The sequence below is a fragment of the Paenibacillus baimaensis genome (assembly GCF_025567575.1).
Map to the genome: position 1 here is coordinate 123,462 of NZ_JAOQIO010000095.1, position 15,592 is coordinate 139,053.

9 protein-coding genes are annotated in these 15,592 nt (G+C 45.4%); all 9 read right to left on the bottom strand.

The window, feature by feature from the left end; all coding sequences use genetic code 11:
- Positions 1 to 90: 90 nt before the first annotated feature.
- The 9 genes from OB236_RS26780 to OB236_RS26820 all read right to left on the bottom strand — a co-directional run bounded on the left by OB236_RS26780 (position 91) and on the right by OB236_RS26820 (position 15,540).
- The gene (locus tag OB236_RS26780) at positions 91 to 1,161 is read right to left on the bottom strand and encodes a DUF4349 domain-containing protein (protein WP_262686709.1); all 1,071 of its coding nucleotides are present in this window, start codon (positions 1,159 to 1,161) and stop codon (positions 91 to 93) included.
- A gap of 233 nt (positions 1,162 to 1,394) precedes the next feature.
- The gene (locus OB236_RS26785; protein WP_262686892.1) at positions 1,395 to 3,203 is read right to left on the bottom strand and encodes an ABC transporter ATP-binding protein; all 1,809 of its coding nucleotides are present in this window, start codon (positions 3,201 to 3,203) and stop codon (positions 1,395 to 1,397) included.
- Positions 3,204 to 3,235: 32 nt separating this feature from the next.
- A complete protein-coding gene (locus OB236_RS26790) occupies positions 3,236 to 5,083 on the bottom strand; it encodes an ABC transporter ATP-binding protein (RefSeq protein ID WP_262686710.1) in 1,848 nt (615 codons plus the stop codon).
- 347 nt (positions 5,084 to 5,430) lie between these two features.
- The gene (locus OB236_RS26795) at positions 5,431 to 9,123 is read right to left on the bottom strand and encodes a dynamin family protein (RefSeq protein WP_262686711.1); all 3,693 of its coding nucleotides are present in this window, start codon (positions 9,121 to 9,123) and stop codon (positions 5,431 to 5,433) included.
- A gap of 63 nt (positions 9,124 to 9,186) precedes the next feature.
- Positions 9,187 to 9,459, bottom strand: coding sequence for an NAD/NADP transhydrogenase alpha subunit (locus tag OB236_RS26800; RefSeq protein ID WP_076228343.1), 273 nt, complete (start codon positions 9,457 to 9,459; stop codon positions 9,187 to 9,189).
- Between the two features lie 42 nt (positions 9,460 to 9,501).
- Entirely contained in the window at positions 9,502 to 10,164 is a 663-nt protein-coding gene (gene nth / locus OB236_RS26805) for an endonuclease III (RefSeq protein ID WP_076227492.1), read from the bottom strand.
- Between the two features lie 298 nt (positions 10,165 to 10,462).
- Complete coding sequence (locus OB236_RS26810) at positions 10,463 to 13,234, bottom strand: S-layer homology domain-containing protein (protein WP_262686712.1); 2,772 nt, start codon at positions 13,232 to 13,234, stop codon at positions 10,463 to 10,465.
- Positions 13,235 to 13,289: 55 nt separating this feature from the next.
- On the bottom strand, positions 13,290 to 13,874 hold the full coding sequence (locus OB236_RS26815) for a GerMN domain-containing protein (RefSeq protein WP_262686713.1): 585 nt from the start codon (positions 13,872 to 13,874) through the stop codon (positions 13,290 to 13,292).
- Positions 13,875 to 13,890: 16 nt separating this feature from the next.
- Positions 13,891 to 15,540, bottom strand: coding sequence for an N-acetylmuramoyl-L-alanine amidase family protein (locus OB236_RS26820; protein ID WP_262686714.1), 1,650 nt, complete (start codon positions 15,538 to 15,540; stop codon positions 13,891 to 13,893).
- Positions 15,541 to 15,592 lie beyond the last annotated feature (52 nt).

Genomic DNA, 15,592 nt, shown 5'->3' on the forward strand with positions numbered 1-15,592 from the left:
TACCCCACTTCCCACCACTTTGTATAGTTTAATTCTCTAGAAAAAAGAAAAATCCTGCTTAATAGCAGGATGGCCATAAATTTTTTTTATTTATGATTTATCTTCTACAGTGCTATCCTGTGACAAATCAGGCTGCACTTCCCCATTTTCTTCTGTAAGCTTTTTACGAATTTCCATCATTTTTTTCTTTCTGGAGCGCCTCACAAGGACAATCGGGAGAAGAATCAAAAAGAGAACAAGGGCAACAGGCAGCACCGCGGCTGCAGCAACAATGAGCCATTCAAAAACAACCGTTAGAACAACAGCACTTTCATTTAGTGCGGAAGCCATTCGTTGGAACAACGGTCCGCGGTCATTAGCCTGAATAACGGCGGCTGATCCCAGCTTCTGGGCAAGCCTGACTTCAATCGTTGAGTACGATACATTTTGCTCCAGGTATCTCATCCGGCCCTTAATGCGTTCAATTTCCTCCTGAACTTTGCCCAGCTCATTGGAAAATGCCAATAACTCGTCGGTTTTTGATGCCTTTTCCATAAATGCGATCAATCGGCTCTCTACCACCTGTTTGGCCTTCAATCTGGAGGTCAAATCGACGAATTCCTCGGAAACATCCTGTCCCTGCATATTTTTTTTCGCAGACGGGTTAATTGTTTCCAACTGCTTCATTAAGGATTGAAAGCCGTTCGCAGGTACCTTGATGATGAACATTCCGCTTTTTTCATAATTATTTTCATTCTCATTGAATTGCAAAATGTAACCGCCGGCCTGGCTCACTGCGGACTCGATCTTTGCCTGTGCTTCCTCATATTTATCAACCTGCATGGTTATATTCGCTTTGTAAATAATTTTCCGTTCGACTGCTATGTCACCCAGGGCATTTCCGTTGAAGCTGTCGGCTGGTTTGGCTGTACTCGCTTTTTCCTTTGCCGTCGAGTTCGTATCCATCATGGTTGGTGCCGCCGCGTCACCTGCAGGTTGAGCTGCAAGCATATCCGATTTTTGGTCCGTCAAAGCGCTCGAAGCAGCTCCCGGTGCGGAAGCGGCGGATTCGCCTTTCTCTCTGGCAGCCGAGCAGCCGCTTAGCAGAACAACCAGAAGTGCAGCCATGATCCAGCGTTTGGCCCTCATCTTCTTCAAGCTCTTGTCTTGATTTCGTTCCATTCAGATTCCCCCCATTATTTGTTTTGGAATCAAAGCAACATCACTTCGCAATAAGTACCGCGAGCTTAGTTATCTTCTAAACGTGGGAGAATGTGGGTTTGTTGCACTCTGTTGGATATTCAAAAAAATACATCGAGTTCCAATTAAAAAGAGGCCCGCAGGCCTCCATTTCAAATGTATGAACCATCCAACCTGAAAACTGCTTCCAAACTGCTTACCAAGGATCGTATATCTTAGCCTACTTCCTTCAGAAAACGATACTGTGCTTGAATTAAACCATAATAGATCCCCTGCTGCTTCATTAAATCATCATGATCTCCCTGCTCCATCAACACACCATGGTCCAGCACAATAATGTTGTCGGCGTTACGAATTGTCGAAAGACGGTGAGCGATAATAAAGGAGGTCCTGCCAGCAAGCAGTGTTTTAAGTGCCTCCTGAATTTTCAGCTCGGTTTCGGTGTCAATACTTGCAGTTGCTTCATCCAGAATCAGAATACGTGGGTCGGCAAGCAGCGCTCTTGCAAAGGAGATCAGCTGTCTTTGACCCATGGATAACATATTACCCCGCTCCTGCACCTCCGTATCGTAGCCCTGCGGCATATCAACGATAAAATCATGCGCACGAACAGCCTTCGCGGCAAATTCCACCTCTTCGTCAGTCGCATTCAGCTTGCCAAAACGGATATTATCACGAATCGTGCCCGAAAAAATAAAGGTATCCTGAAGCACAATCCCCACTTGCGAACGCAAGCTCGAAACCGTCACATCACGAATATCGTGTCCATCAATCGTAATACTGCCACCCGTGCTATCATAGAATCGGCATAACAGATTGATGATCGTGCTTTTGCCAGATCCCGTATGACCTACTAATGCAATGGATTGACCTGCTTTTACACTGAGATCGATTCCCTTCAACGCTTTGCGGCCTGGTTCATACTCAAACTCAACCTGCTTCAATTCAATATCCCCGAGAACGTTTGGCAGTTCTTTGGCATTTAATGCTTCAGGTACATTGGGCTCTTCGTCGATAAATTCGAAAATTCGCTCAGATGAGGCCATAGCAATCAGCATTTGTGAATACATTTGCCCCAGACGGTTAATAGGCTCCCAGAAGAATCCAATATAAGTGGCAAAAGCAACGAGCAAGCCAACTGTAATTTCCTGGGATTGAATCAAATGCGCCCCGAACCAGAACAAAATACAATATCCAATCGCTCCCGTTACTTCGATAATAGGGTTAAACGACTGATTGAGCGTTGATGCCCGATTCCACGACTTATGATTGCTTAAATTCATATGATCAAAAAAGGACATGTTCTCTTTTTCCTGCGCAAATGCCTGAGTCACCTTAATACCTTGAATACATTCATTCAAATGAGCATTGATCCGGGACTGCTTGGATTGTACAACCTGCCACGAACGCCGGATATGTACCCGAAGTTTGGTGGAAATGAAAAACATGATCGGAACCGTTACAATAATCGCCGCACCCAGCTTGATATTGAAATACAGCAGTATGAAAATAATACCGACCAATTGTACACAATCCATCAAAAGGTTGACGACACCATTCGTGAATAAATCCTGCAAGGAGTTCACGTAGTTCGTTATACGTACCAGAATCGAGCCAGCCGGACGTTTATCGAAAAACTTGAAGGAAAGCTTCTGGATATGACTGAACAAATCGTGCCGCAAATCATAAATCACTTTTTGTCCAATCTGATTCGTAAATCGAATCCGGTACGTGTTGGCTGCCCACTGAATGATGTAGAGGAGCAGCATTCCACCCACACACTGAATCAGCAGCTTGGGATCGCCTCCCTCACGCAGCGCATTATCGATAGCATAAGCAATCAGTAGCGGATTAAACAGCTTCGTCAGTGCTCCGACAATCATCATCGTGATAATAACAGGAAGAATTTGTTTCGAGTAAGGCTTCAGATATTTGCCCAGCCGTTTGACCTGTCCCCAATCAAATTCTTTATCCAATACTTCATCATCCTGATAGACGAAGCGTTGGCCTGTTTGCTCATCCATCCCGCTTGCCGTTGTTGATTTGCCCTCTTGACTCACTGCGTATACCCCCCATTATGTTGACCCGTTGCGGCTGCCTGGCGAATCCCTTGTGCTTCGTCATGAATATAAGTTGGTTCCAGTTTCGTGCCGCCTTCCGGCTCTACCTCCTGCGGCTGGTCAGCAAACTGGATTTTATACGTTTCTAAATAACGACCTTCCTGCTGCATAAGCTGCTTGTGTGTTCCTCTTTGGACAATAAGGCCTTTGTCCAGCACAATAATTTCATCGGCATGCCTTAATGAGGAAATGCGGTGGGCGATAATAAAGGTCGTACGGCCCTTCATCAGCTCTTGAAAGCCCTGCTGAATCTCATGTTCTGTTTCCATATCCACAGCACTTGTGGCATCATCCAAAATCAGGATTTTAGGATTTTTGAGCAGGGCACGTGCAATCGCAATTCGCTGCTTTTGACCCCCGGAAAGCCCCATCCCCCGTTCGCCAACAATCGTATCGTAGCCGAGCGGCATTTCCATAATAAAATCATGTGCTTTGGCCAGTCGTGATGCCTGGATAATCTGTTCCATGGACACATTTCTGACCCCATAGGCAATATTGTTCAGTATCGAAGAGGAGAACAGAAACGTTTCCTGAAATACAATCGCCATATGCTCACGCAGGCTTTCCAAGGTAAGATCCCGAATATCACGGCCGTCAAGCGTAATGGAGCCTTCTTTGACGTTATAAGCTCTTAGCAGCAGTTGTATGACAGTCGATTTCCCTGACCCTGTTCCACCGAGCAAGCCTATAACCGAGCCTGCTGGCGCATCGACGTTAAAATTCCGCAATGCAGGCTGTTGATCTGTATAAGCAAACGATACCCGGTCAAACCTCACATGTCCCTTTACTTGTTCAGCCTGCAGTGTCACCGCGTTATCCTTGTTCTTCACATGCACGTATTGATGCAGGATTTCCAATAACCGCTCTCCAGCTGCCTTCGATTGGGTGAAGTTATTAATATGAAATCCAATTTGCCACATGGGCCCGATGATATACCACATCAAGCTGAAGAAAGCGACAAGTTCTCCCAAGGTGAGACTGCTGTTAATGACCATCCAACCACCGACACCCAGCAGGATAACCACACTTAAATTCGCAAACAATTCCATTAATGGAAAGTATTTTGCCCAAATGCCTGAGGTCGTCACGTTATTCAGCTTGTAATCTTCGTTACGTTCAGAAAACTTTTCGATTTCATAAGGCTCTCTTGCAAACGACTTGACCGTACGTACACCGGTAATATTTTCTTGTACGGAAGTGGTCATGTTACTCATCGATTTACGTACCGAACGGAAAGCCGGATGAATTTTCCCTTCAAAACGAATAGCCGTAAATACGAGAAAGGGCATTGAAATCATCGTAATCAGTGTCAGCTTCCAATTGATCGTCATCATCATAATGGAGCCAAAGGTAAGCATCATCACCACATTTAATATTTGCACAAAACCAAATCCGATAAAATCGCGCACAGCCTGCAAATCGGCCGTTAGCCGCGACATCAAGTCCCCTGTTCTTGCTTTGTCATAGTATTGAAACGATAAGTACTGCAGTTTCTTGTACAATGCATTTCGGAGATTAAAGGCGGTATGGTTACCCAGCTTTGAGCTAAACACACCATGCATAAATTGAAATATCGCTTTACAGGTAATGACACCGACCACAACCAAAGAAAGGTATGGCACCGCTGAAAACTGCTGTTTCGCAATCACATCGTCGATCAGATACCGCAGCAAATTCGGATAAACCAGTCCCAGTGCCGTGGCTGTCATAAGAGACAAGATCGACGCCACCAAAAATCTTTTTTCTGACCAATAATACTCCTTTAACTGCTTGAAAACTTCCATGTTACCCTCCTCAGGTTGTGCTGCTGCAAAACGGCATTCTAAACAAAGCAGTCCGAGAACGACCACCATTTGTAAAAATGGCCTTCGATTGGACAAGCTTACAATCGAAAGCGTTTGCTTTTTTAAGCATCTTAACACCATCCATAGAGAGCGGCAACAACCCCTTTTCTCATAATAGTCCTTATACTTAGAAAAACCCTCGAATCCCCACAAAATAGGGAAACAATCCACTTATCTCGCCCAAATAATACCTAATTTCGCCATATGTAAACCCTTTCACGAAATAAGCAAATGGTGGCTGTTCTTCTTCGAACAGCCACCATTTGCCGAACCCTTATTTTAACGTATTATTCAAAAAAAGCAGTTAGCTGGGTATGCGTTTTTTGCAGCGCTGCGACATCAACAGGCATTTCCAAAGCATGCAATTGGCCCTGTGCATATTCCTGCAGCTCTTGACGGATATGTTCCGCTAATGCCTCGTACCAGATTTTCAATTGTCCACTATAAGCAGCATACAGCCAGGTCGTCTGTCCTGTCATGTAAGCCGTTAGCGGTGCGTTAAGTGCTGCCTCCAGCTCTTTGCGCAAATTCTGCTTACCGTCACCCTCAAAGAAATGCTTCGCATTTTTGTAAAAGCCAGCAACCCATTTGTGCTGTATAGAATCGGCTCGGAACGCTTCGGCGCCCTGCGGCGTCTCAAATGCGCTTGCCTCATAGTCCGAAGGCTGGAATGCGGCCAGCTCTTGGCCAAGACCCTGCAGCCACTGCTGTCTTCTTTTTGCGGCGCGGTTATGAATGGCATTTTCAATCCTTAAGGTAATAGCCAGTACCTCCTGAGAAAGATCGAATGCAATCATCTGCTGCAAATCATTCCATGCGGAACCGGCAATAACCAAAGCGCTCCGCCCTTCCTCACGAAAGACAGCCGGATTAAAGGCGAGATTAAACAGCTCTCCAAAGCGGTACGTAGCCCGTTGCTTAACATAATATAACAGCTCTTCAATCTCCTTGAGCAGTTCGCGCTCCTCTGCTTCCGTTCCCTGATTTCTCAGCATGACATCCGCTTCACCTAATGCTTTGCGAATCGCAGTCGCACGTGCCTGACGTCCCTGTTCATCGCTCTGTGCGCTCACAATCCACTGCTGGAGCACATCGGCAGCACGCAACAGATCGGCCTGACCGGAACGAATCGCAATATCGGTCAGCTCACCCAATGAGAAACGGACAAAATCCTGTTCAAAAGCAGAGATCCCGGAAGCCTGCACGGTTTCTTGCTCCTGAGCCAGCTTACCTTCCAGCGCATAGTAGCTGGACATTGGATAAATCCGCGGGTGACGAATACCGTGCTGCTGCAAATTGTTAGATACATGCGTAACGACACCCTCCAGCTCTTCTCCCGAAGATGCCAGATCGGCAGCATTGACGATAAAAAACATTTTATCCAGTTCAAAGCTGTCCTTAACACGGCCCAACTGCAGCAAGAACTCCCGGTCCGCATGAGAAAACGCATGGTTATAATAAGTAACGAATAGGATGGCATCGGCATTTTTAATATAATTAAAGGCAACACCCGTATGTCTGGCATTGATCGAATCTGCTCCAGGTGTGTCTACCAGAACGATACCTTGATCTGTTAATGGATTGGAGTAATACAGCTCTATCAGCTCAACAAAGCACGATTTGCTTTCGTCAGCCGCATACAGACCGAACTGATCGGCATCTACGCGCAGCTCACTGCCCAGATCGGACTCGACAGCCCCCCAGCCCTTCTCCACAGCTTTCAGGAACGTATAGTGCGGCTTACCTTTGGCTGAAACGCGGTCCGCGGATAACCCACGAATGGCCGACAGGCTCTCAGGCAGGCTTGTCGTATGAATGCCGAGCATTTCCAGAGAAAAACGAATGTCATCCGCTAGACTATCGCGGCTTTTCATCCGTACCTTGGCCGTACCATGCGGCCAGCCGTTCTCCGGCTCCGGTGGCATGATCTTGTTAATAGCTGCCGTCGTCGGATTCGGCGACACCGGCAGTACACGTTCGCCGATCAGTGCGTTGGCGAACGAGGATTTACCGGCGCTGAAAGCGCCGAACAGCGCAATCGTGAAGCGGTTGCGCTGCAGCCGCTCCGCCTTCTCCTGCAAGGAGCGGCTGATGCTTTGCAGCGGCGCCAAGCCCGCGAGCTCTTGCGCGCCGGCGGTTAGCCGCAGCGCCGCACTCTGCAGGCGGGCGCGATGCCCGCCCTGCGCGAGCGGCGCTGCGCCCTCGCGCGTGGCGCGGCCGCTGGCGGCGGCAACAGCCGCAAGCGCTGCGCGCGCACCGCCTGCGGCGTTAGCTGCAGCCTGCGGAGCTGCTGCTGCGCGGGGCGCGGCCTCGCCTGCGGCCGCCGGGTCCGGCAGCGCGGGCGCAGGCGTGTGTACTGCCGCAAGCGGCGCCGCGAGCGCTGCTGCGTAGGCTGCCTCCGCCGCGGCCAGCCGCTCGAGCTCGCGCAGGCTGCCCAAGCGGCCGTTCAGCGCATCGAGCTGCTCACGCATAGCGAGCAGCTGCGGTCCCTGTGCCGCTGCCAGCATAGCCATCAGCTCATCGATCAGCTCAAATGCCCGCTTACGATAAAGCAGCTTCATTTCCGCAGCAAGCTGCTTCATATAATTTAAGGTATACTCACCGCTGAAGCCTGCCGCTGTATTGACCTGCGAAGCAATCCATTCCGACTCCACCTCAACATGAAGACGTTCTATCGTCTCCCTGATAAGATCCGCACTTACGAGGGTCCGTGTCACCTCCATCGCTTGCTCCATTCCCTTATGAAGCGCCTGCTGCAAATGACGTTCCACCTGAGTAGCTAATTGACCAGCAAAATCATGATGAAGCGCCAACAAACGACGTTCCACTTCCTTCGCTGTTTTCGCTGCCCCTGCAAACAATCCCACCTTAAAACCAGGTTTACGGCTGTTCAGGTATTCTTGAGCCAGATCTCGGGTAACAGCCGGTGTTATATTGGCATTGTCCAATAAAACGGTCGTATCTTTACGTAATACAGTCCGCAGCTCCTCAGGCTTGGCTACAGCAAGCGCAGTTCTTTCACTTATATCCAGCCATTGCAGCTGTGCAGATTCCAGCTCTTCATCAGCAGCTAATTGAGCACGCAGCTGCTCTTTAAGTGTATCGTTTCGTTCCGCTATTTTGGCAGCATGCATGTTGGCCAGATGCTGCGCGGATTTCTCCAGACTGAGCGCCGATAATGCAGCGTGCTGCTCAATAAGTCGTTCAAGCAGCCAATCGAGCTTGCCCCATTCACTATACGGGTGGTCAGGCACCTTAACCGAAGTATACAAAATACCATCAGGCTGAATATGCCAGTTAGCAAATGCCTCAGCTACACCTGTCCGATAGTCAGCGAACGATAACTCCTGATCCCGATGCTTATCCACTTGATTGATCAACAAATAAAGCGGCTTGCCCCACTCCTTCATTTTTTTGGTAAAGGCAAAATTAATTTCAGACTGCACATGGTTATAATCCATCACATAGAACACCACATCTGCCAGATGCAGTGCCGATTCAGTCGCTAAATGATGAGCATCGTCCGTAGAATCAATTCCCGGCGTGTCCAGCAAACATGCATGATCACCTAAGAATGGCAGGGGATACCGCAGCTCTATCGTTTCTATCGCTTCTCCATCGCGGCAGTAGGCGGCAAGCTCGTCAAGCGGCACTTTCTGAACTTTTGGCGGTAGATCCCCCTCATGGACCCGATGGACAACAATCGCCCCAGATTCCCCACTGCTGATCCTTACGATATTCGCACTGGTCGGAATGGGACTTGATGGCAGGAGCTGATGTCCACACAGCTTATTAATCAAGCTTGACTTGCCTGCAGAAAAATGCCCACAAAACGCTATATACAAACTCCCGCTCTCCATCTTTTGCAGAAGCTGTTCAATCTTCTTCCCATTTTCCTTGTCATCGGTCTGTTGCACCTTTGTCAGCAAGGCACGAATCGCACTCTCCATGTTTTCTTCAAGTAAAACTCCGCTGTTCATTCTCTATCTCCCCAATACTAAATGTTCATCTAAACAACAAAAAAAACCGAATGGCTTCGGTTTTCAGTGTACCACACTTTCAGTAGTCGGAATAAAAATTTCGAACAAATTACCATGCTGCAAAATTGTAATATCCCTGTCACGAACCTTCATAACAACAACCTCTAGCTTTGTTTTCATCCGTTCCAGGTAATTATCAGGCACTTCGCCGGACTCCATGACAGTAATGCCATCCACTTGCTTTTCTTCATTGTCAGCAAGCTTCAAATTAATGATCTTCTCATAAATATCAGAAAATACTTCAAAATCATTCGTATACACAGAGATACATTTCATATTAATCCCATCCTTATTTGGTTGCTTGGTCTCATGATTCACTTATATAGATTTCCTATTACTGACTGTTTTCATACGTTTTTTTCCTTCGCGGCATACATCCAATAGCGGACAGATGCTGCATTGAGGATTTTGTGCCTTGCAATGATAGCGTCCAAAAAATATAAGTCTATGGTGCGTATCCGTCCATTCTTCTTTGGGTACCAGCTTCATCAGCTTTTTTTCTACTTCAAGTACAGAATCATCTTCACTAGCCATTCCCAAGCGCTTCGATACTCGCTCCACATGAGTATCAACCGCGATCGCGGGTACGCCAAATGCATTCGATACGACCACATTCGCCGTTTTTCGACCTACACCTGGCAGCTCAACTAGCTGCTCATGCTTTTCCGGGATTAAACCATCATATTTCTCCAGAACCATTCTGCATAGTGCCTGGATATGTTTTGCCTTATTACGAAAAAGTCCAATGCGACGAATATCCTGCTCCAATTCATCCAACGGGACCGCCACATAATCCTCAGGACGTTTGTACTTTTGAAACAAGGAAGCTGTCACCTTGTTCACGGTCTCGTCCGTACATTGTGCTGATAGCAGTACAGCTATCGTAAGCTCAAAAGCATTCGAGTGATTCAGTTCGCAATGTGCATCCGGAAACATACTGGCCATAATATCAAGTATGCTGCGGGCTTGCTTCTTGTTCATGGAGTGGCCAACAGTCCTTTGTTTGATGATATACATTGTAGTGTACCGAATCTCGGGAAAGTAATCAATATTTAGATGGAAGAAAAACCGAACATTTATCGAATTTTTATTTTTTTAATAAAATAATCTGCAAAAACAGCTACTTGTCGAAGCATCGTTTGCAAATAAGAGCGATTACGCGTCAGCTTTGCTTGTTTAGCAGAAAGTTCCATAAGCGCTTAAGTGCTTATGGAACTCTCATTACTCTTTAAGAAAGGAAGATACCCTGCTTATCGAGGTTTATTTAGCTGATCGTGCTTTATTGCTTTTCGATTTCAATAATTTTGTCGTCCAGTACATACAGCGTCACTTCTTCATTTTCGACAAATGCATTGGCCGCTACAGATGCAGTGCCTTTATGCAAGTATGCTTTTGCAAAGAAATTGTAGGTCGATTTATCTCCGGCTGCATTAGGCTTAAGCAGTAGTTGATTCAGCACATTGTCATAAGACGCCACGGTCCGCTTGGAAGCGATAGCCACCGTAATTTGTACCTTATCTCCTGCATCTTTAATAATTTCAACCCGATCATTAGGTTTTATTGCATTGAGGGCAGCCAGCGCTACACCGTTCTGTTTGATCACGAATTGAAGTCCTACGGGAACAACCTGCGTCGTTCCGGTCGCAAGTTCTTGTACCGTCAAGGTTCCAGTAGCTGTATCCAATGCTGTGACTTTGCCTCGAAGCGTATTCAGTATCACGGCTTTTTCAAGTACATTTCCCGTGAGTGAAACCTTGACAAACTCGTCCTGTTGAATATCTGTAAAATTATGCGTCGATTTAGTAGGATTCGTAATTTTATCATTATTGTCAACGGTGAATACATTCAAAACACCACTCTCATCCTTAACACTAATCTGTCTGCTGTCTGCATTTGTTGTGATTACTTTATAGACCGCCGTCTTTTTATACAGTATTTGACTGATTACATCCTGGTTGCCATTAAATCTTCCCTGAATGGTATCTCCCACTTTCAGGTCTGTAAGCAGAGCATTTGTCTTGCCATACATATCAACCCCAATACCACTCTGTACTTTGAAGGTTGTATTTTGGCCTCCACTTGTTCTTAATGTCACTTCACTTGCTGTAGTGTTAAGTTGCGTGATAGTACCTTCTACCTGTATGGTCAGTTCGATCGTAAGCACTTTATCTTTGGATACCTTGAGGTCTACTTTCTTCCCCTTCGTAAACTGTGAGGCAAAGTTGGATAATGGCAGTTCAGAACCCCAAAGTTTAAGTGCTGTATTGTCTGTTAATTTATAAGCATTGTAAGTTCCGCTATCATTAACTACAGTCAATGCCTTTAGATCAGCATCATAATTAACGATAGTGGCCAATGTAATTAAATTAATCGAACGACTGGTCACCGTTACTTTCACGATTTTTTCATTTAACAAATCAAGCTTCAGTTCGTCACCAACTTCAAGATCAAAGAAACCTGCATTAGGCAAACCATCAATCGTGACAAGTGCATTGTCGGCAATAAAATAAGCGCCCAACGAACTCCCCGGTTTATTCACTGTTAAAATCTTTTTGTCTGAACTAAGGCTGGTTAATGTACCTGTTACAGCTGTAGTAATATCAGCCTGCTTACGAATGGTTACTGCTGTTACTTCATTGGTCTTAACCTCAAAACCAACAATATCACCTATCCGCAGCTTACTAAAATCGGATACCGTGGTACCATCAGGTAGCGTGATTGAAGTTTTCGACGAAATCGGGTAGGTTTCATTTTGTCCCGATGTTTGTTCCAGGAACGTAATCGAGTTCTGCTCTTTTTGGATACTAACCACAGTACCTTCAGCTGATTTACTTAATGGTACTTGCTTCACAATAATTTGACTGATTTTGGCATTCGGCAATAGCATATTACGTTTTAATTCAATGAGACTGCCAACCTGGATCGTACCAATGCTTAATCCGCGCCCTTCTTTGTCCGTGACGGTTACGGTAGGGGCAAGCTCCTTGAGAACTTTGGTGCCAGCTTGATTAATGGCAACCGTCATTTGATTTAAAAATAAAGTATCCAGAGTACCTTCAAAGGACTCCATCTTTTCCTCATCATTCGTTAATTCCACATAAGAAGCGACTCCAAGTGATTGAATGATATAGACCTGATTCGTTTCCTTTAGTGTTGTTGATGGGATACGACTGTCATCCTTGGCATTATAAATAACTGTACCTACATTCAACGTATACTCACTGGACTGCCCTTTATCATTTTGAATCGTTAATTTATTATCCTTCATGCCCATTACATAGCCAATAACAACCTTATCAGAGCGTTGTGTTAATTCTTTATCCGCACGACTTAAAAAGGTTGCCATTTGTGCCCGCGTGACACTGCCAGCAGGCTGGAATTTATTATCGTCCATACCGTTAACAATTTTTAATGAGACAGCTGCATTCACATAACCAACGGCCCACGAAGAGAAGTCCTTGGCATCCTTAAACGTGGATGCATTCGCGGCTTGCTGCTGAGCTAATGTTTCTTTGCCAATGGATCTGATAACAATTTTGGCCACCCATTCCCGTGTTGCGGGTCTAGAGCCCCAAGCTGTTTTGTTAGTACCAAGACTTTCCGTTTCTTCCTTGAAGTTGATAAGTCCTTTATCCAGCGCATAGGCGATATAAGGTTTGGCATAGCTGTCAACCACAATTCCACCAAGCACGGTGTCTGTTTTAATTTTTAACACTTCATTTTCAAGACCCATTAAACGTAACGCCATAATAATCGCATCCTGTTGGGAAACAGAATTATCAGCACGAAATTCAGCCTTTTCGTAGCCTTGAATGATTCCAAGCGCGGCTAACTTGGTAATATGCTTAATAGCCCAGTGCTGTGGACTTACATCTGAAAACTGGGTAATTGTTGATGCCGAATTCGAGGAGCTAGATGTAGTTGAAGTTGAAGTTGAAGGTGGTGTGATTACAGGATCGGCAGCATAAGCTGGACTGCTCAGGATTACCGATAATGCCATCAAACCGGCAGTCATTTTTTTAATAGACAAATAATTGTGCTTGTTGTTCATGCAAGTTGTTCCTCCCGGCGTATGTGGATAATAATTCATTCATTATGTTTTATACTTAACGCTTAATAGGATGTGGTAGATCCATATGCCCCATTAAGCTTTCTACCGATTTGCCATCTACCAGAACCTCAATATTATTAATTTCCGAGAATTGAAAAACAGTTTTTTTCAAAGCTTGAAGCAGCAGAGCCTCACCACCTGAGCCAAGTCTGGCCTCGGGAGCCATTGTAACATTGATTGTAAGCAGTCCACTTTTGGCCGCTGCCGAATGGAACGTAAAGCCTTTGAATAGCGCAATATTTTTACTATCAGAGCTCATGCTCAATGCTTTAAGCGCCGCCATATATTTCTCATCATCCTGTTGATAGGATATATTCGTTTCCTGTTCAACAAGCTTTTCTCCAGACTCATCACCATAATAAGCTTTAATTTTCAATTGTTTATTGTTGTCCGGAGCAGGCGTTGCCTGTGGTGTAGCTTGGGATGGTGCCGATATTGGACTACTGCTTGTAACCTGTGGTTTGCTGATTGCAGGACTTGCCAAAGGTTGTTCTGCTGGTGACTTGGCTTGTCCGCAAGCTGACAGCAGCCCCAGCATGCCAATACCAATGATTGTATTCCTGAGTAATCGGTGTTGCATTGTCGTTACCCACTCCCTAATCCAGTCTCAATTGCTGTTTAATACCCGCCACAATCGCTGCTGCCACCTGATTTTGAAAAGTTTCCTGAAACATCGTATTCTCTTGGGCTTTATTAGACAAAAAACCAAGCTCCAGCAGGAGCGAAGGCATGGTCGTATTTTTAATAACATGAAAATCTTCTTGCTTTACCTTACGGTCTTCAAATCCACTAGCTTTCAACAGCTTTTGATGCATTTGTATGGCGAATGGCAGGCTTTGTTCAGTGTAATAATAGGTTTCAAGTCCATTCACTTCTTCTTTGCCTAATATTGAATTTCCATGAATAGACACAAACAGATCAGCTTTGGCATCATTGGCGATAGACACACGGCCAGGCAGCTCAACAAATGTATCATTTTTACGAGTGAGTATAGCCTCAATTTTCGGCTCTTTGGACAGTAAATTATATACTTTTGTTCCAACTCCCAGCACAAATTCCTTCTCATGTCTGCCTGTAAAAGAAACAGTTCCACCATCCTTACCACCATGACCAGGATCAATAACAACCGTATATCGTTCTTTGGCAGGAGATAAAGACCACACCAGTTGGGTACTCGAACTGCTAGCAGAATCCTTGAAATCTATCTTTTTGTTTAAATCTATGATTATTCTAACGATAGATGATTCTTTGGAAAATAGCAAATAGCGAATTTGAGAGACAGCCGCATTTTTCTCAGTAATTGTCCCTTCACCATCGGAATTCAGCTTGAGCCCGGCAGCCAGCTGCCCATTAGGTATATCAATTTGAACTCGGTTTGGATTCGCTGTAGTTGTGACATCAGGAATGGCCTTGCCTCCACTTGTTTTCACAACAAACTGGTCACCCTCCATCGAGATGGATTGGATTACAGTTACAGCTTCAGGCTTTTTGGCGCCAGCCTCTACACTTGTCGTAGTATAAGTAGGCGGTTGATTAGGATTGGCAATTACCGGTTTTGTGCCAGCATTAGTTGAATTAGGTTCAGGTGATTGCGCGGATGGTTTATCCTTGGATGTATCTACTTTACTTCCATCAGTACCTGGTTTTTCTGAAGGCTTGTCGGTCGTTTTACCGTCCGGCTTGCTCGAAGGCTTTTCAATTGTTTTATCATCCGGTTTGATAGAAGGCTTGTCCGCCGCTTTATTGTCCGGCTTATCCTTGGAGATATTGTCAACTGGCGTCGGAGTTGTTGTCGTCCCTTTGTTATCGCTTTCTTGATTGAACAGAAAAACAGAACGCGTCAGGTCATCCCAGGTTACTTTAATTCCCATCTGCTCGCTAATAAAACGAACAGGCAGCATGGCATTGCCATCTACGATCGAAGGCGCTGTATCCAACTGAACAGCTTTGTTATTTACATAAACTTCCTTTTTATCAATAAACATTTGAATACTGATATTGGACTTATTAACAGTCACTTTACGGATTTTCTCTTCCCATTGTACCTTCGAGCCTAGTGATTCGGCAATGATTCTGACGGGTACCATTACTTTATTATCCTTGTTAATAAGCGGTGCCACCTCAGTAGTTAACTGTTTGCCATCGAGAAATAATTGGAGCGGCTGTGACTCCGCAGCAAAGCTCATCATCGGTACAAGAAGGAGAGACAATAGCAGCATGGAAAACAACGCAGTAATAATTCTCATTCTACACCTCAACTCATTTTATGTATGTATATTTGTTCTATAAGGAAATTGG

Bases quoted from the DNA above. Each gene is read 5' to 3' on its own strand.
- OB236_RS26780 (WP_262686709.1), bottom strand. From the start codon at position 1,161: ATGGAACGAAATCAAGACAAGAGCTTGAAGAAGATGAGGGCCAAACGC.
- OB236_RS26785 (WP_262686892.1), bottom strand. From the start codon at position 3,203: ATGGATGAGCAAACAGGCCAACGCTTCGTCTATCAGGATGATGAAGTA.
- OB236_RS26790 (WP_262686710.1), bottom strand. From the start codon at position 5,083: ATGGAAGTTTTCAAGCAGTTAAAGGAGTATTATTGGTCAGAAAAAAGA.
- OB236_RS26795 (WP_262686711.1), bottom strand. From the start codon at position 9,123: ATGAACAGCGGAGTTTTACTTGAAGAAAACATGGAGAGTGCGATTCGT.
- OB236_RS26800 (WP_076228343.1), bottom strand. From the start codon at position 9,459: ATGAAATGTATCTCTGTGTATACGAATGATTTTGAAGTATTTTCTGAT.
- nth (WP_076227492.1), bottom strand. From the start codon at position 10,164: ATGAACAAGAAGCAAGCCCGCAGCATACTTGATATTATGGCCAGTATG.
- OB236_RS26810 (WP_262686712.1), bottom strand. From the start codon at position 13,234: ATGAACAACAAGCACAATTATTTGTCTATTAAAAAAATGACTGCCGGT.
- OB236_RS26815 (WP_262686713.1), bottom strand. From the start codon at position 13,874: ATGCAACACCGATTACTCAGGAATACAATCATTGGTATTGGCATGCTG.
- OB236_RS26820 (WP_262686714.1), bottom strand. From the start codon at position 15,540: ATGAGAATTATTACTGCGTTGTTTTCCATGCTGCTATTGTCTCTCCTT.